At 66.7% G+C, this 22,307-nt stretch carries 21 protein-coding genes; 14 read left to right on the top strand and 7 right to left on the bottom strand.

Annotation, left to right across the window (positions count from 1 at the left end):
* Nucleotides 1-53 precede the first annotated feature (53 nt).
* Nucleotides 54-782, bottom strand: coding sequence for a uroporphyrinogen-III synthase (locus C4S70_RS09495; RefSeq protein WP_104007876.1), 729 nt, complete (start codon nt 780-782; stop codon nt 54-56).
* Nucleotides 783-858: 76 nt separating this feature from the next.
* Here C4S70_RS09495 and tsaD point away from each other — a divergent pair, with 76 nt between their 5' ends.
* From tsaD to C4S70_RS09470, 5 genes are read left to right on the top strand one after another with little or no spacing between them, the layout of a single operon-like run.
* Nucleotides 859-1,956 (top strand): tRNA (adenosine(37)-N6)-threonylcarbamoyltransferase complex transferase subunit TsaD, encoded by a 1,098-nt coding sequence (gene tsaD, locus C4S70_RS09490; RefSeq protein WP_104007900.1) that lies wholly within the window; start codon nt 859-861, stop codon nt 1,954-1,956.
* A complete protein-coding gene (locus C4S70_RS09485) occupies nt 1,953-2,915 on the top strand; it encodes an NAD(P)H-dependent glycerol-3-phosphate dehydrogenase (RefSeq protein WP_104007875.1) in 963 nt (320 codons plus the stop codon). Before tsaD ends, C4S70_RS09485 begins: the two co-directional genes overlap by 4 nt.
* A gap of 3 nt (nt 2,916-2,918) precedes the next feature.
* Nucleotides 2,919-3,191: a YciI family protein gene (locus C4S70_RS09480; protein ID WP_104007874.1), complete on the top strand. Its 273-nt coding sequence runs from the start codon at nt 2,919-2,921 to the stop codon at nt 3,189-3,191.
* Complete coding sequence (locus tag C4S70_RS09475) at nt 3,191-3,613, top strand: EVE domain-containing protein (protein WP_104007873.1); 423 nt, start codon at nt 3,191-3,193, stop codon at nt 3,611-3,613. The genes C4S70_RS09480 and C4S70_RS09475 overlap by 1 nt, the downstream gene beginning before the upstream one ends.
* Nucleotides 3,614-3,655: 42 nt before the next feature.
* Nucleotides 3,656-4,051, top strand: coding sequence for a DUF1761 domain-containing protein (locus C4S70_RS09470; protein WP_104007872.1), 396 nt, complete (start codon nt 3,656-3,658; stop codon nt 4,049-4,051).
* A gap of 240 nt (nt 4,052-4,291) precedes the next feature.
* On the opposite strand, the gene C4S70_RS09465 is transcribed toward C4S70_RS09470, so the two are convergent.
* A complete protein-coding gene (locus C4S70_RS09465) occupies nt 4,292-4,633 on the bottom strand; it encodes a DUF2853 family protein (protein ID WP_104007871.1) in 342 nt (113 codons plus the stop codon).
* Nucleotides 4,634-4,669: 36 nt separating this feature from the next.
* Between C4S70_RS09465 and C4S70_RS19075 the strand changes: the two genes are divergently transcribed.
* Entirely contained in the window at nt 4,670-4,861 is a 192-nt protein-coding gene (locus C4S70_RS19075; protein WP_235003777.1) for a hypothetical protein, read from the top strand.
* A gap of 50 nt (nt 4,862-4,911) precedes the next feature.
* Here the strand turns inward: C4S70_RS19075 and C4S70_RS09460 are convergent, their stop codons facing one another.
* Together C4S70_RS09460 and ahcY are read right to left on the bottom strand one after the other, a co-directional pair.
* Entirely contained in the window at nt 4,912-5,547 is a 636-nt protein-coding gene (locus C4S70_RS09460; protein ID WP_235003776.1) for a transporter, read from the bottom strand.
* Nucleotides 5,548-5,712: 165 nt separating this feature from the next.
* On the bottom strand, nt 5,713-7,107 hold the full coding sequence (gene ahcY, locus C4S70_RS09455) for an adenosylhomocysteinase (RefSeq protein ID WP_104007870.1): 1,395 nt from the start codon (nt 7,105-7,107) through the stop codon (nt 5,713-5,715).
* Between the two features lie 350 nt (nt 7,108-7,457).
* On the opposite strand from ahcY, the gene C4S70_RS09450 reads away from it, so the two are divergent.
* Nucleotides 7,458-8,057 (top strand): HD domain-containing protein, encoded by a 600-nt coding sequence (locus C4S70_RS09450; protein WP_104007899.1) that lies wholly within the window; start codon nt 7,458-7,460, stop codon nt 8,055-8,057.
* A gap of 189 nt (nt 8,058-8,246) precedes the next feature.
* Here the strand turns inward: C4S70_RS09450 and C4S70_RS09445 are convergent, their stop codons facing one another.
* The 3 genes from C4S70_RS09445 to C4S70_RS09435 form a co-directional block, all read right to left on the bottom strand.
* Entirely contained in the window at nt 8,247-9,440 is a 1,194-nt protein-coding gene (locus C4S70_RS09445; protein WP_104007869.1) for a glycosyltransferase 61 family protein, read from the bottom strand.
* A gap of 3 nt (nt 9,441-9,443) precedes the next feature.
* Nucleotides 9,444-9,998 (bottom strand): ActR/PrrA/RegA family redox response regulator transcription factor, encoded by a 555-nt coding sequence (locus C4S70_RS09440; protein ID WP_104007868.1) that lies wholly within the window; start codon nt 9,996-9,998, stop codon nt 9,444-9,446.
* A gap of 79 nt (nt 9,999-10,077) precedes the next feature.
* Nucleotides 10,078-10,710: an SCO family protein gene (locus C4S70_RS09435; protein WP_104007867.1), complete on the bottom strand. Its 633-nt coding sequence runs from the start codon at nt 10,708-10,710 to the stop codon at nt 10,078-10,080.
* 89 nt (nt 10,711-10,799) lie between these two features.
* Here C4S70_RS09435 and regB point away from each other — a divergent pair, with 89 nt between their 5' ends.
* The 7 genes from regB (at nt 10,800) to addA (ending at nt 22,287) form a co-directional block, all read left to right on the top strand.
* A complete protein-coding gene (gene regB, locus C4S70_RS09430; protein ID WP_104007866.1) occupies nt 10,800-12,197 on the top strand; it encodes a sensor histidine kinase RegB in 1,398 nt (465 codons plus the stop codon).
* Nucleotides 12,198-12,283: 86 nt separating this feature from the next.
* Nucleotides 12,284-13,786 (top strand): PAS-domain containing protein, encoded by a 1,503-nt coding sequence (locus tag C4S70_RS09425; protein ID WP_235003775.1) that lies wholly within the window; start codon nt 12,284-12,286, stop codon nt 13,784-13,786.
* A gap of 41 nt (nt 13,787-13,827) precedes the next feature.
* Nucleotides 13,828-14,295, top strand: coding sequence for a tRNA (adenosine(37)-N6)-threonylcarbamoyltransferase complex ATPase subunit type 1 TsaE (gene tsaE / locus C4S70_RS09420; RefSeq protein ID WP_104007864.1), 468 nt, complete (start codon nt 13,828-13,830; stop codon nt 14,293-14,295).
* 1 nt (nt 14,296) lies between these two features.
* A complete protein-coding gene (locus tag C4S70_RS09415) occupies nt 14,297-15,304 on the top strand; it encodes an aminoglycoside phosphotransferase family protein (RefSeq protein WP_104007863.1) in 1,008 nt (335 codons plus the stop codon).
* Nucleotides 15,301-15,993 carry a nucleotidyltransferase family protein gene (locus C4S70_RS09410; RefSeq protein ID WP_104007862.1) on the top strand — a complete coding sequence of 231 codons (693 nt, stop codon included), beginning with the start codon at nt 15,301-15,303 and terminating at the stop codon, nt 15,991-15,993. The genes C4S70_RS09415 and C4S70_RS09410 overlap by 4 nt, the downstream gene beginning before the upstream one ends.
* Nucleotides 15,986-18,916 carry a double-strand break repair protein AddB gene (gene addB / locus C4S70_RS09405; protein WP_104007861.1) on the top strand — a complete coding sequence of 977 codons (2,931 nt, stop codon included), beginning with the start codon at nt 15,986-15,988 and terminating at the stop codon, nt 18,914-18,916. Before C4S70_RS09410 ends, addB begins: the two co-directional genes overlap by 8 nt.
* The gene (gene addA / locus C4S70_RS09400; protein ID WP_104007860.1) at nt 18,913-22,287 is read left to right on the top strand and encodes a double-strand break repair helicase AddA; all 3,375 of its coding nucleotides are present in this window, start codon (nt 18,913-18,915) and stop codon (nt 22,285-22,287) included. Before addB ends, addA begins: the two co-directional genes overlap by 4 nt.
* Nucleotides 22,288-22,307: the final 20 nt, after the last annotated feature.

Below are 22,307 nucleotides of genomic sequence, written 5' to 3'. Positions count from 1 at the left end.
AGGCAGCCCCCCTTGCGATTCTCAAATTTCCTGCAACCAAGCTGTCTGGCAGACTAATCCTCGTCGGACCCACCCACAACCCGGCCCGCCCGTGCGACCAGCGACGTCACCGCCTGCGCCATGGTCTGGGCCGTTGGGGCCTTAGACACCTTCAACGTGTTGAAATTCAACGATGAAACGGGTTCAGCAACCGCATGGCTCATGGCTGCGAGGTATAGGGGCGCGCGCCCTGTCGCAAGGCTGGCAAAATGTCGCGCGGCGCGGGGCGAGAAAAGCGGGACGATCACCGGGTCTGCCCCGGCCAGCGCCTGCACCGCCTGCGGGGTCAGCGGCAGCAGGCGTTGGTCATAGACCACGGCCTCGCGCGTTTCGATCCCCGCCGCCGAAAGCCGCGCGGCGATGTCGCCCCGCGCGTGAACGCCGCGCAGGTGGCTCAGGGGGTCCTCGGGGCGGCGCGCGATCAGAGTCCGCACCAGTTCGTCCGCATCTCGTCCGACGCATTCCGCGCCCCACCGGTGGGCTCGGGCGGCGGCGGTCGTGGCCCCGCCCACGCACCACGCGGGCAGGTCGCGGCGTTCGGTCAGGCGGGCGGCGGCGGAGACCCCGTTGGCCGAGGTGAAGATCACCCCACGCACCCCGGCAAGCGACAGTTCGACATCCAGCGGCACGGTTTCGATCAGCGGCGAATGGATCACCCGCAGGTCGGCGCGCGTCTCGGCGGGCAGCAGGGCGAGGAACCGGTCGGATGCCTCGCGCGCGCGGGTCATCAACAGAGTCACCATTCCTCGCGCCCCGGGATTGTTTGCCAAGGGCCCAAGTGATACCCCCCTGCCCCAGATGATGCAACGGGCCGAACGGATGGCACAGACACTCACGATCCTCGGGCTTGAGAGCAGCTGCGACGACACCGCAGCCGCCGTGGTGCGGCAGGCGGGGGATGCGCGCGCCGAGATCCTGTCTTCGGTCGTGTTCGGCCAGACCGAGCTGCACGCGGCCTTTGGCGGCGTCGTGCCCGAGATCGCCGCGAGGGCACATGCCGAAAAGCTGGATGTCTGCGTGGCGGACGCGATGGCGCAGGCGGATGTCGGGTTCGGCGATCTGGACGCGATCGCCGTGACCGCCGGGCCGGGGCTGATCGGCGGGGTGCTGTCCGGCGTGATGTGCGCCAAGGGGCTGTCGGCGGCGACCGGGCTGCCGCTGATCGGGGTGAACCATCTGGCCGGGCACGCGCTGACGCCGCGGCTGACCGATGGCGCGGCCTGGCCTTACCTCATGCTGCTGGTATCCGGCGGGCATTGCCAGTTCCTGATCGCGCGCGGCTGTCAGGATTTCACGCGTCTGGGCGGCACCATCGACGACGCGCCGGGCGAGGCCTTCGACAAGGTCGCCCGCATCCTTGGCCTGCCGCAGCCCGGCGGGCCGTCGGTCGAAGCTGAAGCGGCCAAGGGCGATCCCGCCCGGTTCCGCTTTCCCCGCCCGCTGCTCGACCGCGAGGGCTGCGATTTCTCGTTTTCGGGGCTGAAGACCGCCGTTCTGCGCGAACGCGACCGGATCGTGGCCGAAAAGGGCGGGCTGACGCGCGCCGACCGGGCCGATCTGTGCGCGGGGTTCCAACAGGCGGTGGTGGACGTTCTGGCGGAAAAGACCCGGCGGGCCGTGCGGATCTACATGGCCGAAGGTCCGTCCCGGCCGCTGGTGGCCGTCGCGGGTGGCGTGTCGGCCAACAAGGCCATTCGAGCCCGGTTAGAAACTGTTTGCGCGGCCGAAGGCGCAAGCTTCACCGCCCCGCCGCTGCCGCTTTGCACCGACAACGCGGCGATGATCGCCTATGCGGGGCTGGAACTGTTCCGCGCGGGCGTCCGCGACGGGCTGGATCTGATGGCCCGCCCTCGCTGGCCGCTGGACCGGGCCGCGGCGGGAATGCTGGGCGGCGGCAAGAAGGGGGCCAAGGCATGACCGTCGCCGTGCTGGGCGCCGGCGCCTTTGGCACGGCGCTGGCAATCTCGCTGGCTGGGAACGGGCCGGTGGTCCTGTGGGCGCGATCGGCCGACCACGCCCGCGCCATGCGCGCCGCCCGCGAAAATGCCGCGCGCCTGCCGGGGGTGCGCCTGCCGGACGCAATCGCGATGACGTCCGACATCTCGGATATAGCGGCCTGCGACACGATACTGCTGGCAGTGCCCATGCAGCGGCTTCGGTCGGTGCTGGAGGAACATGCCGGCGCGCTGGATGGACGCGTGTTGGTCGCCTGCTGCAAGGGGGTCGAGCTGCACAGCGGTCTTGGCCCGGTCGGGGTCATCGCAGAGACGCTGCCGGACGCACGCCCTGCCCTGCTGACCGGCCCCAGTTTCGCCCATGACATCGCGCGCGGCCTGCCCACGGCGCTGACGCTGGCCTGCGCCGACGCCGGCCTGGGAAAGACCCTGCAACAGGCTCTGAACACTGCAAATCTGCGCATCTACCGCACCACCGACACGATCGGCGCGGAACTGGGCGGAGCGCTGAAGAACGTGATCGCCATCGCCTGCGGCGCGGTGATCGGCGCGGGTCTTGGCGACAGCGCCCGCGCTGCCCTGATGACGCGCGGCTATGCCGAAATGCAGCGCATGGCGCTGGCGTTGGGTGCGCGACCGGAAACGCTGGCCGGCCTGTCGGGGTTTGGGGATCTGGCGCTCACCTGCACCTCTGACCAGTCCCGCAACTACCGGCTGGGACTGGCGCTGGGCCGGGGCGACTGCTTCGACCCCTCGGTGACGGTCGAAGGCGCGGCCACGGCGCAGGCCGTCGCTGAAAAAGCGCGCGGCATGGGACTGGAGATGCCGATTACCGATTGCGTCGTGGGCATGCTCGACCACAATCTGACCATCGACGAAGCCATGGCCCGGCTGCTGGCCCGGCCGCTGAAGGAGGAATGACGGATGCTGGTTGCCCTGATCGGACGCGACAAGCCGGGCGCGCTGCAACTGCGGCTGGACAATCGGGACGCGCATCTTGCGCATATCGCCGAAACCGGCGTGGTGCACGAGGCCGGCCCCCTGCTGGACGATCAGGGGCAGATGTGCGGATCGCTGGTGATCCTGGATGTCGAGGATATGGACGCCGCCCGCGACTGGGCCGAGGCCGACCCCTACGCAAAGGCCGGGCTCTTTGAATCCGTCGAACTGATCCCCTGGAAGAAGGTGATCGGCTGATGGCGTATTGGCTGTTCAAGTCCGAACCGTCCACCTGGAGCTGGCAGGATCAGATGGCCAAGGCCCCCGACTGCGAGGAATGGGACGGCGTGCGCAACTATCAGGCGCGCAATTTCATGCGCCAGATGAAGGTGGGCGAGCGCGGCTTCTTCTACCACTCGATGAAAGAGAAATCCGTGGTCGGCATCGTCGAGGTCTGCGCCGAGGCGCATCCCGACAGCACCACCGACGACCCGCGCTGGGAATGCGTCGATGTCCGGGCGGTTCGGCCCTTTGTCCGGCCGGTGACGCTCGATGAAATCAAGGCCGATCCACGACTGGCCGAGATGATGCTGGTGCGCAACTCGCGGCTGTCGGTGCAGCCGGTGACAGAGGAGGAATGGCGGATCATCTGCGAAATGGGGCAGACAGACCCCGATTGATCGGGCATCATTCCCCGGAACAGCGCGAACAGGGGAAAGATCGTGGAAATTCTGAACGTTCTGGCCGCCACGGCCGCAGCATGGGTGCTTGGGGCGCTGTGGTATGGTGCCCTGTCGGGGCCGTGGGTCCGCGCGGCGGGGGTCGCGTGCGACGAGAACGGCCGGCCCAAGGGCGGGCAGAGCCCGGTGCTTTTCGTGGCAAGCTTCGTGTTGCAGCTTTTCGTGGCCGGCATGATGCGCCATGTCTTTGCCATGTCGGGGATCGACACCGTAATCGGCGGGCTGATGGGCGGGGTCGGAATCGGGCTGTTCTTCATCGCCCCGTGGATTGCTCTGAACAACATGTATGGGCAACGGCCGGTCGCGCTGACGGCAATCGACGGCGGCTATGCCACCCTGGCCTGCGCGGCGATGGGGGTCGTGCTGGCACTGTTCTGACAGACGGCGATGCGATCGGAAAAACCGGGAAGGCCCCGGCCGTCGCCGGAACCTTCCCTCACCCCGCGTGCCCACACACCACACGCGTAAAGAAATCTCAGGTTCCGGCCGTCCTGGCCGTGTCTCATTGATACCCTGAATCGCCGTCCGGCCGCAAATGCGAAGCCCCGAGAAATCGTCTAAAATGAAAGACGCCCACGCGATTCCGCGCAGACGCCCCCCGAGGAAACCCGTTCCCGGTCAGCCGTAGACCGACTCTTTGCCGAAATGCTTGACCAGCATGTAGTAGATCACGGCGCGATACTTGTTGCGTTCGGAACGGCCATAGGTGTCGATCGCCTTGTTGATCGCCTCCATCAGTTCGGGCCCGTCCGACAGGTCGAGTTTCTTGATCAGAAAGTTGTTCTTGACGGTTTCCAGCTCACCTTCCTGCGTCGCGGCGACGGTTGAGGCGTCGGCGTCATAAATCGACGGCCCGCAGCCGATCGTGACCTTGGTCAGCAGGTCCATGTCCGGCTCCATCCCGCACTTGTTGCGCAGGTCGTCGGCGTATTTCTGGATCAGTTCGTCTCTCTTGCCCATGGTCCCTCCCCTTTTTCATGTCTTGAAGAACTTTGAATGGCGTTGCGTCACGAAAAGCTTACCCGCCACGCGCCGGGGAACAAGAAAAATCTCCGGGGAAAGCCCGGCAGCGCGGCCCCCTATTTGGGGAACAACAAGGTGAACACCACCCGCGCGGCCCAACCCTCCGGCCCGCCCGGTGGCGAATCCGCCCAGTATTTCACCCCGGCCCCGATGCTCACCGGCTGACGGCCGAACGTTGCCACTTTGCTGACCATGACGTTGATCGGAATGGATGCCTAGTCGCCAATCCAGTCATAGGTCGTCTCCGAGTTCAGCGTGAAGGTCCAGGCGTCGGGGGTCGAATAGCTCACGAACGGCTGAAAGAACGTGCTGCTGATCCTGGTGCCGCTGTTGCGCGTCTCTCCGATCGACCACAGGTGGTTTGCCAGTGCGCCATAGGTCCACGGGCCGGCTTGCTTCAGCCCCACGGCAGTGATCCCCGCCGCGGCCTGCCTGCCGCTGACCTTTGAATGAGTCGGCAGGAGCAGCACCGGCCCCGCGCCCCAGATCAGGCCGCCCGCCGTCGGCGCCTTGGGCGAGAAGAAAAAGCTTTGCACGATATCCCCGACACCGGATCGCCGCGTGCCGGGCACCACGTCCTTCTGGCGGATCACGGGGATGATCGTGCGCGAAATCAGGTTCCAGTCCTGACCTGTCGAAATCGGCACCACCGGCTGGATGTTCAGCGTCTGGCGATGCCCCGTTCCGGTCGCCCCCATGCCCCGGTCGTAATTGTATTGCAGCGGCACGCTGATGAGCGAAGAGATCGGATTTGAAAGCTGCTTGGCCAGATCCGCGGCTTCGTCGGCAACGCCGGAAACAGGCGAAACTACAAAGATCGCGGCGGCGATCAGCCGGGACAAACGCGACATGGCAAACTTTGGATCTGAAACAGTCGCGACAAGCCTGGCAGCCGGATCCGGCCCTTGACACAGAAAAGGGGCCGAAAGGAGCCGATCTCCGCGCCGGCTGTTACCAAAAAAACAGAAAGGCCGCCCGGCGACAGGCGGCCTTTCGCTCCAACGATGGACGGGTCGTCAGTAGCGGTAATGCTCCGGCTTGAACGGCCCTTCGGGGTTGACGCCGATATAGTCCGCCTGTTCCTTGGTCAGCTTCGTCAGCTTGGCGCCGACCTTGGCCAGGTGCAGGCTGGCGACCTTTTCGTCCAGATGCTTGGGCAGGACGTAGACCTTGTTTTCGTAACTGTCGCCGCGGGTGAAGAGCTCGATCTGCGCCAGAACCTGGTTGGTAAAGCTCGCCGACATCACGAAGGACGGATGCCCCGTGGCGTTGCCCAGGTTCAGCAGCCGCCCCTCGGACAGCAGAATGATGCGGTTGCCCGAAGGCATTTCGATCATGTCCACCTGGTCCTTGATGTTGGTCCACTTGTGATTACGCAGGGCGTCCACCTGAATTTCGTTGTCGAAATGGCCGATATTGCCGACGATCGCCATGTCCTTCATCTGCCGCATGTGCTCGATGCGGATCACGTCGCGGTTGCCGGTGGTGGTGATGAAGATGTCGGCGGTGGCCGCCTCGTCCTCAAGCGTGGTGACCTCGAACCCGTCCATCGCCGCCTGAAGCGCGCAGATCGGATCGACCTCTGTCACCTTCACCCGCGCGCCGGCGCCGCGCAGGGATGCGGCCGAACCCTTGCCGACATCGCCATAGCCGCAGACCACGGCCACCTTGCCGGCCAGCATGGTGTCGGTGGCGCGACGGATGCCGTCCACCAGGCTTTCGCGGCAGCCATATTTGTTGTCGAATTTCGACTTGGTGACGCTGTCATTGACGTTGATCGCCGGGAAGGGCAGCTGGCCCTTTTCCATCAGCTGATACAGCCGGTGCACGCCGGTGGTGGTTTCCTCGCTGACGCCCTTGATCATGTGGCGCTGTTTCACGAACCACCCGGGGCTCTGCTCCATCCGCTTGCGGATCTGATTGAAGAGCGCCACTTCCTCGTCCGAAGTCGGCGTGGCGATCAGGTCGGTTTCGCCCTCTTCGACGCGAGCGCCCAGCAGGATGTACAGCGTCGCGTCCCCGCCATCGTCCAGGATCATGTTGGCGCCGCCTTCCGCGAACTGGAAGATGCGGTCGGCGTAATCCCAATATTCCTCGAGCGTCTCGCCCTTGATGGCAAAGACCGGCGTGCCGCCCGCGGCAATCGCGGCCGCCGCGTGATCCTGGGTCGAGAAGATGTTGCACGACGCCCAGCGCACGTCGGCGCCCAGATGCACCAGCGTCTCGATCAGCACGGCGGTCTGGATCGTCATGTGCAGGCTGCCGGCGATACGGGCGCCCTTGAGCGGCTTTGAATCCCCATATTCCTCGCGCAGGGCCATCAGCCCCGGCATCTCGGTTTCGGCGATCTCGATTTCCTTGCGGCCGAAATCGGCCAGAGAGATGTCTTTTACGATATAATCGGCGGCCATTTGCGCGCTCCGTTGCCTCGTCATGCAGGGTTCGAAGTGCCCCTAGCATCCCCGCGGGCAACAGGCAACGCGGATTGGCCTGCCGGTTGGTTGCCGCCGCCAAGCCCAAGGTCAGGGAAAGGGCGATCAATCGCTTGAACTCGACGCGCGCGATATCTAGTGGTTCGGATCCGAGGAGAGCGCGCCGGAAGGAGGAAGCGCGCCCCCCTCTCTTTGGCCATATCGTGTTCTTCATGGCCGAGTTCAAAACACGGGGGGTAAAGACCCTGTGGATGCTCGTGATCCGTGCAGGATCGATGATGCGTCGGAAATGTGGCAAAAACGTGGCGTCTTGGCGCAAGAGTGGCGGAATGGCAACACCCAAACGAGCCTGGCAGCGGATGCTTTCGGGGCGGCGGCTGGATCTTCTGGACCCGACGCCGGTTGACATCGAAATCGAGGACATCGCCCACGGGCTGGCCTTTGTCGCACGGTGGAACGGCCAGACGATGGGGGATTTCCCCTATTCGGTGGCCGAACATTCCCTTCTCGTCGAACAGATCTTCGGTCGGATCGTTCCGCGCGCTCCGGCCCGGTGGCGGCTTGCCGCCCTTTTGCACGACGCGCCGGAATATGTGATCGGGGACATGATATCCCCGGTCAAGGCGGCGGTCGGTCCTGGCTATGGCGACCTCGACGCGCGGCTCACGGCGGCGATCCATATCCGGTTCGGCCTGCCCGCGGTGATCCCCGCACGGGTCAAGCGGCAGATCAAGAAGGCCGACCGCCTGAGCGCCTGGATGGAAGCGACCCGGATCGCCGGCTTTTCCGAAACCGAAGCCAATCGGTTCTTTGGCAAGCCCGACCCGCGGCTGATCGAAGGTCTGGACATCCGCCTGCGCCCTCCGGTCGAGGTCCGCGCCGCCTACACCGCCCGCCACGCCGAACTGATGGCCGCGTTCGGCGGCTGAACCCCCGCCAAGGCCACGCCAGGCCCCGCTCGACGCAGCAACCCACCCGAACGCGCCCTGCCCCTTCATCTTGCTGAAAATACTCCGGGGAGCGCGAGGGGCAGCGCCCCTCGCCCCGGTCGGATCGCGCCAGCGATCCGAACCGTTCCGACCGGCCGGCCGAGGCCGTGACCGACGGTTCGGGAAACCTTACCTTGCCCTTGCCGCTTCGCGCGCCGCCCGCCGCGCACGCCGCTCCCGGCGGATCCGGCGGCGTTTGAACTCCGGCGACTCCACGAATCCGGACCCGCCCGAAATCCTGCGGTCCGCCAGAATCTGCCTACGCTGCCTTTCGCTCAGCGCCGGCCAGTCCCGGCCACCTTCCACGAAACCCGCGTCGGCCAGCCCGCAGCCCAGTTCAGCGTGGTCGAGTTCGCCAAAGGACAACCGGTCGGACTTGCCCCGATCCGCCCGCACCCATTCCGTTCGCAAGGCGTCGATCAACACCGGCTCTCGCCCACAGAACGACGCCACGTTCAGCGCCAGCTGGTTCTTGGCCCCCGACTCCCGGCGCGAAATCATCGCAACCCGCTGATCGGCGCGCCCGACCATCGCATAAAGATGCAGCGCCGACCCGTCCGCCGCAACGATCTGGCGCGCCGCCTTGTAGCGGGCGATTTGCGTCTGCATCGGGTGCTTCTGCGGATGGAATATCTCATACCCTTCGCGTTCCAGAAGGCTTTCCAGCAATTCCTCGCCCAAAAGCCCCCCCTTGCCCAGCCCCAGCGCCGAACGCGAGACATACAGCCGCTCCGGCCCGTCCGGTTCAACCTCACGGGCGAACCGCTCATGAATCGCGGTGCGAAACTTTTCCGTGCCGGCCATGATCTTGCCGATGCCAAAGCCCTGTCCCGGCACCACCAGCTCCTCCACCCGCGCGGGCGAAGCGATCACGCGAATCTGCAGTTCGGGCGCCATAAGATCCATGAAATGTCGGTGATAGGGCTGCACGGTCTCGCCGACCTTGGGCCGCTTGGGGATGAAAAGAACGCCATCGACCGGCCCGTCAAGTTCCGTCAATCCCCAAAGGCGCGACGTGCTCTCGACCAGGAAATGCCCGAAATGCACCCACAGCACCCCGCCCCACAGCCAGCGGCCGGGAATGGTTTCGGCAATCTCGGCGGGCTGCGCGGGTTCCACCGTGATCGGCCGGAACCGCCGCCACAGCGCGCCTTGGGGGACATACGCCCCGTCGGCGTCCAGCACCCCGGCCTCCTGCACGAATGCGCTGACCGCGGGCGGCACCACGGTGGCGTTCCTGACGACCGTGACGGATTCCGACCAGCCACCCTGCGGCAAGGGCTGGGTGTTCGGATCGTTGGGATCCCAGTCGATATCGTCCATTGCCTAGCGGGGACTGCGCTTGGCCAGGATGCGCTGCAGGGTCCGTCGATGCATGTTCAGCCGCCGCGCGGTTTCGCTGACATTGCGATCGCACAGCTCATAGACCCGCTGGATATGCTCCCAGCGCACGCGGTCGGCGCTCATCGGGTTTTCCGGCGGCGGGGGCAGCTCGTCTTCCTTGGCCAGCAACGCGTTGGTGATATCGGTCGCATCGGCGGGTTTCGACAGGTAGTCCGTCGCGCCGATCTTGACCGCCGCCACCGCCGTGGCGATCGCGCCGTAACCGGTCAGAACCACGATCCGCGCATCGGGCCGCTTTTCCCGCAGGGTTTCCACCACGTCCAGCCCGTTGCCGTCCTCCAGCCGCAGGTCCACAACCGCATAGGCCGGCGGGCGGGCCGTCGCGATCGCCTTGCCAGCCGCGACGGATGGCGCGGTTTCGACCGAAAACCCCCGCTTTTCCATCGCCTTTGCCAGACGCCGCAGAAACGGTTCGTCGTCATCCACCAGCAGCAGCGAATTGTCGGGGCCTATCTCCTGCAGGGCTGACTGGGCCATGCTCTCTCCCTCGTGGCGATTGCGCGCGCCCGAGTATTACCAGCCCCCGCCCAAAGGTCAAACCGGGCAGTTGCGAGGCTCACATATGCTTCACGAAACAGGCCACGCGGTCGGCCATCTGTTCCGGCGTCACGTCGCGGCGGAAGAACTCAACCGTGCCATGTCTCGGCAGCACCAGGTAGGTGAAGGTGGAGTGATCGACGAGGTAGTATTCGTCATCCCCCTCGCCTTCGTGCGACTTGTAGTATGTCTTGTAGGCCTTGCTCGCCGCCTTGACCTGCTCGGGCGAGCCGGTCAGCCCGATCATCCGTTCGTGCAGGTTGTAGGCGAAATCGCCGACCACCTCGGGCGTGTCGCGTTTTGGGTCGATCGAAATGAAGACCGGCGTCACCATGATCCCGCGCCGTTCCAGAATGTCCACGGCTTCGACATTGCGGGTGTTGTCCAGCGGGCACACATCAGGACAGAAGGTATAGCCGAAATAGATCAGCGACGGCCCGGTGATCACGTCCTTGTCGGTCACCGTTTCGCCCTTGGAATTGACCAACGTGAACGGCCCGCCGATCTTGTCCAGCCCGCCGGCCACCTGTCCCCGACGGCAGTCTGCAAAGGGATCATCCTCCGAGCCGCCCCCGAACTGGGTGGCAACCCACATGCCTCCGACGAGGGCGACGAGAAGAGCAGAGGCGGCAAGCGCGAACTGGCGGGTCATGGGAAACCTTCCGCGTGTTGAATGTGTTGAACCTTCTGCCCCGGACACCTATCAACAATTTCAGCCTTTGCAACCGGACGAACCATCACATGCCCGATACCGAGCTTGGCCTCTGGCGCGGACAGGAGCGCAGCAGCTGGATCCGCCTGCGCACGCTGATCTGGCTGCGCTGGGTCGCCATCGCGGGCCAAGTGATCGCCATCACCGTCGCCCAGCGCTGGTATCATCTGCAGCTGGAGCTGGGCCTGTGCTATGTCGCCATCGGCGTTTCGGTCGCCGCCAACCTTCTGGCGATGCTGATTTTCCCCGAAAACAAGCGCCTGTCGGAATCCGAAGGTTTCGTCACCATCCTGTTCGACCTGTTGCAGCTGGGCTTTCTGCTCTATCTGACCGGCGGGCTGCACAACCCGTTTGCGCTCTTGCTGCTGGGGCCGGTGGTGATCTCGGCCAACATGATGGGGCTGCGCTCGACCGTTCCGATCGGCGCGGTCGCGATCGCGCTGGTGGTGCTGCTGGCCAAGTTCCATCTGCCGCTCAGGACCGAACTGGGCTATGTCCTGCGCGTGCCGGATCTGTTCCTGTTCGGCAACATGGTCGCAACGATCATCGCGATCTGCTTTCTGGGCGCCTATTCCTGGCGGATCAGTTCCGAGATGCGATCGATGTCGGATGCGCTCGCCGCGACCCAGATGGCGCTGGCGCGGGAACAGAAGCTCACCGACCTGGGCGGCGTCGTGGCGGCCGCCGCGCATGAACTGGGCACGCCGCTTGCAACGATCAAGCTGACCAGTTCGGAACTGATGGAGGAGCTCGACGACCGCCCCGACCTGCGCGAGGATGTTGCGCTGATCCGCGAACAGGCCGATCGCTGCCGCGACATCCTGCGCGGCATGGGGCGCGCCGGCAAGAGCGATCTGCACCTGCGTCAGGCGCCGCTCTCAACCGTCGTCCACGAAGCGGCCGAACCGCACATGGAGCGCGGCAAGACCATCCATTTCGAGGAAGGGCCCGCCGACGGCGGTGACGTCGAGCAGCCGCAGATCCTGCGCATGCCCGAAATCATCCACGGCCTGCGCAACCTGGTCCAGAATGCGGTCGATTTCGCGCGCGCCAATGTCTGGGTCGAAACCTCGTGGAGCGAGGACCGGATCACGGTGCGCATCCTCGATGACGGGCGCGGCTATCCTTCGCATCTGATCGGCCGCATCGGCGACCCTTTCGTGCGCCGCAAACGCGCCGCCTCCGATCGCAAGCAACGCCCCGAATACGAAGGCATGGGGCTGGGGCTTTTCATCGCCAAGACGCTGCTGGAACGGTCCGGCGCAACACTTGCCTTCGGCAACGCGCGCGATTCGTTCCACCGCTTTCGCGCCCGCCCCGAGCAACGCGGTGCCGTGGTCGAGGTCACCTGGCCGCGCGCCAAGATCGACGCGGTGCATGGAGAAAACGCGGTGCCGATCGGGCAGAACCAGCCGATTCAGGTGTGACACGCCGCTGACCGAGCCGGATTAATCGCCCGTTAACCTTTTCGCCACCACCATGAACCCGCGACTCGGATCCGGGGACGGTGGGCTTGGAGCAGATTTTCAGTCTTGAGGTCATGTTGACGGTGGTGGCCTGCGTGACCGCGGCGGCGGGGACCGTGGTCTATCTGGTCCCACGCCCGGCGGCGCAGAACCCATCGGCCGCCGCCTCCCCCGTGCATGACACGGTGTTTCTGTTTGACGGTGACGAACTGATCGACGGATCGGCGTCGGCCTTCGATGCCGCCGAAATACCGGAACTCCCGACGAGCTGGTCATCCCTGCGCGCCGATCTCGAACAGGCCTGTCCCGACTTTCCCGAAACCCCCGCCGGGCTACAGGATCGGGAACGCCTGTTCTGCGCGACTCCCGCCGGCCCGGTCGAGATCGAGCGGTTGGGCAATGTCACCCGCGTCGCCCTGCCCGCCGCCGCGCTCCGGCCGGCGCATCGTCCCGCCGGCGACACGGGGCTTGCGGTCGCGCCCTACCCGGCCTGGCGCGTCGACATGGGCGGCACGGTCATTTGGCACAATGCCGCCTACAAGGCCCTCGTTACCCGGATCCGCGGGCGCCACGTCGATCTGTCCCGGCCGATCTTTCCACCCGTGGACCGGGTCGGGCGCAAGGTTCGCCTGTCGCTGGATCAGCCCGAACGCGTCGCGGGGCGGAAACTGTGGTTCGACGTGACGGCCGTTCCGCAAGAGGACGAAACCCTGTTCTTTGCGACGGACGTGAACGCCGTTGTCGAGGCCGAGGCCGCCCAGCGCAACTTTGTGCAGACCCTTGCCAAGACCTTTGCGCAGCTCTCGATCGGGCTGGCGATCTTTGACCGAAACCGGCAACTGGCCTTGTTCAACCCCGCGCTCGTGGACCTGACTGCGCTGCCCGCCGACTTCCTGTCGGCCCGCCCGACATTGTTCGACTTCTTCGACCGGTTGCGGGACTGCCGGATGATGCCCGAACCGCGCGACTACCGAAGCTGGCGCCGACAGATGGCGGAACTGGACGCCGCGGCCAGCGACGGCAAATATCAGGAAACGTGGACTCTCCCTTCGGGCGCGGTCTACTCGATCAGCGGGCGGCCCCATCCGGACGGCGCCGTGGCGTTCATGTTCGAAAACATCACCGCCGAGGTGACCCTGACCCGACGCTTTCGGGCCGACCTGGAAATGGGACAGGCGGTGCTGGATCAACTGGACGACGCGATCGCTGTGTTTTCCGCCGAAGGGATACTGGCGATCACCAACCGGGGGTTCCGGCGCCTTTGGGACATCGACCCCGATCAGACGCTCCGGCAGACCACGATCATCGACGCGACAAAGGTCTGGCAGGAACATAGCTTGCCCACGCCGGTCTGGGGCGAGTTGCAGGACTTTGTCATGCAAAGTGACAACCGCGCGGATTGGAGGGCCGAGATCCGGATGCGCGACGGTCGATCGGTAACCTGCCACGTCCAGCCGATACAGGACGGCGCCACCATGGTCCGGTTCGGTCTCTCGGAACGGTCGGCAGCCAGGGCCCTGCAGGCCCTTCCCGCCCCGTCCACGGCCTGATCCGGCTTGCAGGTGGCGGAGCGCCTCGCCATTGTGGCGCCATGACCGCGACCGCCGAAATATCAGCCCGGACGCCCGAGGACACCGCACGTCTTGCCGAACGGCTCGGACGCCGCCTCCGACCCGGGGACGTGTTGTTGCTCGAAGGCCCGATCGGCGCGGGCAAGACGCATTTTGCCCGCTGCCTGATCCAGTCGTTGATGGACACGCCCGAAGACGTGCCGTCGCCCACCTTCACGCTGGTGCAGACCTATGACACGGCCGCCGGTGAAATCTGGCACGCCGACCTCTATCGCCTGACCAGCCTTGATGAGATCGAGGAGCTTGGACTCGCCGAAGCCTTCGAGTCGGCGATCTGTCTGATCGAATGGCCCGACCGCCTGGGTCCACTGTCGCCGCCGGGCGCCCTGACGGTGAGGTTTGAGTCCGACCCCGATGACGAACTTGCCCGCCGGATCGCATTTGGCTGGACCGACCCGCGGTGGAAAGCGGTGGTGGAGAAGCTCTGACATGGCCGACCGCGACTCGCTGATCGCAGATTTCCTGTCACGAACGGCCTGGGCCGGCGCCCGCCGCGCGCCGCTGGCCGGCGATGCCTCGAACCGCCGATACGAGCGACTGACCGACCCGGCCACCGGGCGCACCGCCGTTCTGATGGATGCGCCGCCAGTCAAGGGAGAGGACGTGCGCCCCTTTGTCCGCATCGCGCAGTTCCTGCGCGGCGCCGGGCTGAGCGCGCCAGAGATCTTCGCCGAAGATACCGTTTATGGGTTCCTGCTGCTCGAGGATCTGGGCGATGACCTCTTCGCCCGGGTTCTGGAGCGGCGGCCCGACTTGGAAAACAGTCTCTATGAAGCCGGAATCGACGTTCTTGCCGCACTTCATGCGGTCGATCCGCCCGACCTTCCGTCCTACGATCCCGCTCTGATGAGCGAACTTGCCGCACTGGCCTTTGACAAGTATCGCTCGGGCGTCGTCGGAGACGCGAACGACGGGATCCGCGCTGAGTTCGTCGCCCGTTTCCGGCAGCTTCTGGAACATGCCGCAACGCCGGAACGGCCGGTCCTGATCCAGCGTGACTATCACGCCGAGAACCTGCTGTGGCTGCCGGAAAGATCCGGCCCCGCCCGCGTCGGTCTTCTGGACTTTCAGGACGCGATGCTGGGGCATCCGGCCTATGACCTCGTGTCGCTGTTGCAGGATGCCCGCCGCGACGTGCCGCCCGCGATCGAAACCGCCATGATCGACAGGTTCGTGACGCGGACCGGCGCGGACCGGGCCGCGTTCCTGCCCGCCTATGCGGTGCTGGGCGCCCAGCGCAACCTGCGAATCCTGGGCGTTTTCGCGCGACTCGGCATGGAACATGGCAAGCCGCATTACGTTGACCTGATCCCCAGGGTCTGGCGTCTGCTGCAGCACGACCTCGATCACCCGGCGCTGGACCCCGTCGCCACCCTGCTGCGCGCGGCGCTGCCCGAGCCCACGCCCGACAACCTGCAAAGGCTGAAACGTCAATGACCGAAACGCCACGGGCCGTGATGCTGTTTGCCGCGGGCTTCGGCACCCGGATGGGAGCGCTGACCAAGGACCGGCCAAAGCCGCTGATCCAGGTCGCCGGCCGGCCCCTGATCGACCATGCGCTGGATCTGGCACAGGCGACCCGACCAACGCGGATCGTTGCGAATGTCCATTATCACGCAGACATGCTGGCCGCCCATCTGGGCCCGCGCGGCGTGCTGCTGTCGCGCGAAGAACCCGAAATCCTGGAGACCGGCGGCGGCTTGCGCGCGGCGTTGCCGCTCTTGGGGCCGGGGCCGGTCTTTACCATGAATACGGACGCGATCTGGGTCGGGCCGAACCCGCTGGCGCTGCTGGCGAGCGCCTGGAACCCGGCCCGGATGGATGCGTTGTTGATGTGTGTGCCGGTGGCGCGCGCGGTCGGGCATGACGGACCCGGCGACTTTGCAGCCGACGACAAGGGCCGGATCCGGCGCGGGCCGGGGCTGGTCTATGGCGGCGTTCAGATCGTCAGGACCGAAGGGCTGCACGACTTTGAAGAGGCCGCTTTTTCCCTGAACAGACTCTGGGATCGGATGCAGCGGGCCGGCCGGCTGCATGCCGTAACCTATCCCGGCCGGTGGTGCGACGTGGGCCATCCCGGCGGTATCGCGCTGGCCGAAGCCCTGCTGGAGGACCAGGATGTTTGACCCGACCGAGGCCCCGCGCGTTTTTGCCTTGCCGGTTGGCGTGGATTTTCCCCGGGCGCTGATCGATGGGCTGGCGTCGCGCCTGGCCGGGCACCCGCCCGAGACCATGGCCCGCGTTCATCTGGTCGTCAACACCCGCCGCATGGCGCGCCGCATTCGCGACCTGTTCGATCAGGGGCCGCCACGCCTTTTGCCACGGTTGTCGTTGGTGGCCGATCCGTTCGACCCGCGGGACGCCGCTGCGATGCCGCCCGCGATCCCGCCGTTGCGGCGGCGGCTTGAGCTGGCGCAGCTGGTGGCCGACCTGCTGGACCGGCAACCCGATCTGGCCGCGCGCGAATCCGTCTTTGCGCTGGCCGACAGCCTCGCGGCGCTGATCGACGAGATGCATGGCGAAGGTGTCGCGCCGAAGGCGATCCGCGATCTGGACGTGTCCGACCTGTCAGGTCATTGGGCGCGCGCGCAGGCCTTCATCGGTATCGCCGAGGCATTCGCCGGGGCCGCCGATGACGGGCTTGACCCGCAGGGCCGGCTGCGGCGAATGGTCGAGCGGATGGTCGCCCGGTGGGAAACCGACCCGCCCGATCACCCTGTGATCGTCGCCGGTTCGACGGGCTCGCGCGGGACGACGCTGATGCTGATGCAGGCGGTGGCGCGGTTGCCGCAGGGGGCCGTCATCCTCCCGGGGTTCGACTTTGACATGCCCGCGCCGGTCTGGGATGGACTGGACGACGCGCTGACCGCCGAGGACCACCCGCAATACCGGTTCCGCAAGCTGATGGATGGACTAGGCATCGGTCCCGGTGACGTCCGGCGCTGGACGGACACCGCCCCCGCGTCGCCAGAACGCAACCGGCTGGTGTCGCTGGCGCTGCGGCCTGCGCCCGTGACGGATGCCTGGATGCGCGAGGGGCCACAGCTGGAAGGGATCGACCGCGCCACGCAAAATGTAACCCTGATCGAGGCCCCGACCCCGCGCGAAGAGGCGCTGGCCATAGCCCTGCGCCTGCGGCAGGCGGCCGAGGACGGGCAGCGCGCCGCGCTCATAACGCCGGACCGGATGCTGACGCGGCAGGTCACCGCGGCGCTGGATCGCTGGGGGATCGAACCCGACGACAGCGCGGGCATGCCGTTGCAGCTTTCGGCGCCGGGGCGGTTCCTGCGCCATGTGGCCGAGTTGTTTACCGGCCCTCTGACCGGCGAGGCGCTGCTGACGCTGCTCAAGCATCCCTTGACCCACAGCGCGGACGGGCGGGGCGCGCATCTGTTGCTGACCCGTGATCTGGAGCTGCATCTGCGCCGCAACGGGCCGCCATTTCCCGACGAGACGGCGCTGCGCGCCTGGGGCGGCACGCACAAGGCGGCGACGCCGGAATGGATCGACTGGGTGGTGCGCTGTTTCTGCGCGCAGGAACTGCCGGCGCGGCTGCCTCTGCAAGACTGGGTGACGCGGCTGCGCAGGCTGGCCGAGGCGATTGCCGGCGGCGCCGCCGCCGATGGGTCGGGCGCTCTGTGGCAGAAGAATGCCGGCCAGAAGGCCCGCGAGGTGATGGACATGCTCGCAGCCGAGGCCGGGGCAGGGGGCCAGATGACCGCCCGCGACTTTGCCGAGCTGCTGGGCGCGCTGCTGTCGGGCGAAGAGGTCCGCGACCGCGACACGCCGCATCCGCATATCATGATCTGGGGCACGATCGAGGCGCGGGTGCACGGCGCCGACCTGATGATCCTGGCGGGGTTGAACGAAGGCAGCTGGCCGGAATCGCCGCCCCCCGACCCGTGGCTGAACCGCAAGATGCGGCACGATGCGGGTCTGCTGCTGCCCGAACGCCGGATCGGGCTGTCGGCGCACGACTTTCAGCAGGCCATCGCCGCGCCCGAAGTCTGGCTGACCCGCTCGATCCGTTCGGACGACGCGGAAACGGTGCCGTCGCGCTGGCTGAACCGGCTGACCAACCTTCTGGACGGGCTGGAGGCCAACGGGGGCAGGGCGGCCTTGCGCGCGATGCGCGACCGGGGACGCACCTGGCTGGACTGGGCGCATCAGCTTGAGCGCCCCGAGCCCGCGCCGCCCGCGCCGCGCCCCTCGCCCCGACCGCCGGTAGCGGCGCGGCCCGACCGGCTGTCGGTGACGCAGGTCAAGACGCTGATCCGCGACCCTTATGCGATCTACGCCCGCAAGGTGCTGCGGCTGGAGCCACTGAAACCGCTGGTGCAGGAACCCGACGCGCTGTTGCGTGGCACGGTGATGCACGAGGTGCTGGAACGGCTGGTCAAGGCCAGCCTGTCCGATGGCGACCTGGGCCGCGACCGCTTTCTTGCGCTGGCCGAAGAAATCCTGACTCGCGACGTGCCCTGGCCCGCGGCGCGGCGGTTGTGGCTGGCGCGGCTGGCGCGGGCGGCTGACTGGTTCCTCGAAGGCGAAGCCGAAAGACAGACCCGCGCCATCCCGGTCGGGTTCGAGGCCGGCGGCAAGGTCACGATCGACGATCTGGGCTTTACCCTCACGGCCAAGGCCGACCGGATCGACCGCGACGCCCATGGCCGGCTGATCCTTTACGACTACAAGACCGGCAAACCGCCGTCGAAGAAGGAACAGGCCGCGTTCGACAAGCAGCTGCTGCTCGAGGCCGCGATGGCCGAGAAGGGCGCGTTCGAGGGGATCGGCCCCGCGCCAGTGGCCAATGCGGTCTTTATCGGGCTGAGCACGAAACCCGAAGAGGTGCCCGCGCCTCTGGACCAAGACCCGCCCGAGAAGGTCTGGGACGAATTCCGCCAGCTGATCGCCGCCTATCAGAACCCCGAGCAGGGGTTCACCGCGCGCCGCATGCTGCAGAAAGACACTGATACGGGGGATTTCGACCATCTCGCCCGCTATGGCGAATGGGATCCCAGCACCGACCCGACCCCGGAGGATCTGGAATGACGGCCCCGAACGACGCCACCGAACGCCAAATTCAGGCGGCGCGGCCCGATGCCTCGACCTGGCTTGCCGCGAACGCCGGATCGGGCAAGACGCGGGTGCTGACCGATCGCGTGGCGCGGCTGCTGCTGGAGGGCGTGCCGCCCCAGCGCATCCTGTGCCTGACCTATACCAAGGCCGCCGCAGGCGAGATGCAGAACCGCCTGTTCCGGCGGCTGGGCGAATGGGCGATGTTGCAGGATGACAGGCTGCGCAAGGCGCTGGACGCGCTGGGCGTGGCGGGTCCGCTGGATGCCGACCGGCTGGCCCATGCCCGCACGCTCTTTGCCCGCGCGATCGAAACGCCCGGCGGGTTGAAGATCCAGACCATCCATGCGTTTTGCGCCTCGCTGTTGCGGCGGTTCCCGCTCGAGGCGCGCGTCAGCCCGCAATTCACCGAGGTCGAGGACCGCGCCGCCGCCCTGTTGCGGGCCGAAATCGTCGAAGAGTTCGCCGACGGCCCGCAAGCGCCGCTGATCGACGGGGTGGCGCAATATCTGACGGACTCTTCGCTAGACGAGCTTACCGCCGCGATCGTCGCCCAGCGTGAAGGCTTCGCCCGGCCGCTGGATTGGGCCGGTCTTCTGACCCTTCTGGGTCTGCCGGAGGGTTTCGACGAGAAAACCCTGCTGGCCGAGGTGTTTCTGGGCGGTGAAATGGAGTTGATCCGCAGCCTGCTGCCCGCGCTGTCGGTGAGCGGCGCCAACGACCAGAAGGCCGCAGCCAAACTGGCCGGGATCAAGGCGCCGGACATGGCGGCTCTGCCAATCCTTGAGGATGTCTTTCTGACAGGGGCCAAGGCCAAGGAACCCTTCACCGCCAAGATCGGCAGCTTTCCCACCAAGGGACTGCGCGAGGGCGCGCTGGCGACGCAAATGCCCTTGTTAGAGCCGCTCATGCTGCGGGTCGAAGCTGCGCGCCCCCGCCGGCTCGCGCTGGCCGCCGCGCACCGGGCGCTGGCGCTGCACCGCTTTGCCGCAGCCTTTCTGCCGGAATACGAACGGCGCAAGCAGCTGCGCGGCTGGCTGGACTTCGACGATCTGATCGCCAAGGCGCGGCAGCTGCTGAACGACCCCGCCGTCGCCGCGTGGGTGCTGTATCGGCTGGACGGGGGCATCGACCATATCCTTGTGGACGAGGCACAGGACACCAGCCCCGCGCAGTGGGACGTGATCGAAAAGCTCGCGCAGGAATTCACCAGCGGCGCAGGCGCGCGCCAGGAAGTCACGCGGACGATTTTCGTCGTGGGCGACAAGAAACAGTCGATCTATTCCTTTCAGGGCGCGGACCCGTCGGCCTTTGACCGGATGCAGGCCGAATTCGGCCGGCGCCTGCGCGAAGCCGGCCAGCCCTTGCAGGATCTGTCGCTGGAATATTCCTTCCGCTCCTCGACCGCGATCCTGCATCTGGTTGATCTCGTGTTCGAAGGGCAGGAAGCCGCCGGTTTCCGGCGCGACTCGCTGCATCGGGCGTTCAAGTCCGACCTGCCGGGCCGGGTGGATCTGTGGCCGCTGGTGGAAAAGCAAAAGGACGAGGACGACCGGGCCTGGTTCGAGCCGCTGGACCGCCGCAGCCCGCGCCATCACGCGGTGGTTCTGGCCGAGCGGATCGCCCAGACCATCCGCGACCTGATCGACCGGGGCGAGACGATCCCGGATGATGGGCCGAAGCCCGGCACCTTTGTCCGCCGCCCGGTTCGGGCGGGAGATTTCCTGATCCTTGTCCGCCGCCGGTCCGACCTGTTCGCAGAGATCATTCGCGCCTGCAAGGCCGCGGGCCTTCCGATCGCGGGGGCGGATCGGCTCAAGGTCGGGGCGGAACTGGCGGTGCGGGATCTGGCGGCGGTGCTGCGGTTCCTCGCCACGCCCGAGGACGACCTGTCGCTGGCCTGCGCGCTGAAGTCGCCGCTGTTTGGCTGGAGCGAGCAGCAGCTGTTCGATCTCGCCCATCGGCGCGGCCATGCTTGGCTGTGGGAGGCCCTGCGAAAGCGCGCGGCGGATTACGCCGAAACCCACGCGATCCTGACCGACCTGCTGGGTCAGGCGGATTTCCTGCGCCCCTATGATCTGATCGAGCGGATTCTGATCCGTCATCGCGGGCGCGAAAAGCTGCTGGGCCGGCTGGGTGCCGAGGCCGAGGACGGGATCAACGCGCTCTTGTCGCAGGCGTTGGCCTATGAACGGTCGGACATTCCCAGCCTGACCGGGTTTCTGACCTGGATGGAGACCGACGATCTGGAGATCAAGCGCCAGATGGGCAGCGCCGGCAACATGGTGCGGGTGATGACCGTGCACGGGGCCAAGGGGCTGGAGTCGCCGATCGTGATACTGCCCGATACGACAACCTGGCGATACCGCAACCGCGATACGGTGGTGCCGGCCGATGGCGTGCCGCTGTGGAAGGCGGGGCTGGACGCACCGCCCGAGGTAATGGCCGCGGCACTGGACGAGGCGCGCGAAAAGCAGGAACAGGAACGGTTGCGGCTTTTGTATGTGGCTCTGACAAGGGCGGAAAAGTGGTTGATCGTGGCCGGTGCAGGCGACCTGCCGAAATCCGGTGACAGCTGGTATCAGCGGGTCGAGAAAGCGCTGCTTCGCGCCGGCGCGGTGGAGGAAGACGGCGTGCTGCGCCTTGCCCATGGCGACTGGCACGCGCCGCCGCTGACCGCGCCGCGCGCAGAGGACGACCGGACCGCGCCGTTGTCCGACCCGTTTCTGCGCCCACCGCCCGCCCCGCGCGCCCGGCCGGAGGTTCTGAGCCCGTCGGATCTGGGCGGCGCCAAGGCCTTGCCGGGCGAGGCCGGGCAGGACGAAGAGGCCGCCAAGCTGTGGGGCACGCGGGTGCACCTGTTGCTGGAGCATTTTCCGCTGCTGCCGCAGGCCGACTGGGCACGGGCGGCGGAAAACCTGCTGGCCGATGCCGATCCTGCGGATCGCGCCGCCGCGCTGGCCGAAGCCCGGAAAGTTCTGACCGCCCCGCATCTGGCCGAGGTCTTCGCGCCGGATACGCTGGCCGAGGTGCCGGTATCCGCAACGATCGGGGGGCGGCGGATTCACGGCGTGATCGACCGGCTGATCGTCGCGCCGGACCGGGTTCGCGTGGTCGATTTCAAGACCAATGCCGTGGTGCCGGAGCGTCCCGAGGATTGCCCCGAGGGGCTGTTGCGGCAAATGGGCGCCTATGCGACGGCGCTGGAACAGATCTATCCGGGGCGCGCAGTCGAGACGGCGATCCTGTGGACCCGAACCGCGGCGCTGATGCCGCTGCCGCACGATCTCGTGACGCGGGCGGTCGAACGCGCGGCGTGTCTTGACGATGCCGACGCCCCTACCTAGGTTCGACCGCAACCAAGGTT

The sequence above is a fragment of the Jhaorihella thermophila genome (genome assembly GCF_900108275.1).
In the GTDB taxonomy this organism is placed as follows: Bacteria; Pseudomonadota; Alphaproteobacteria; order Rhodobacterales; family Rhodobacteraceae; genus Jhaorihella; species Jhaorihella thermophila.
This window is presented reverse-complemented; position numbering and strand designations above follow the sequence as displayed.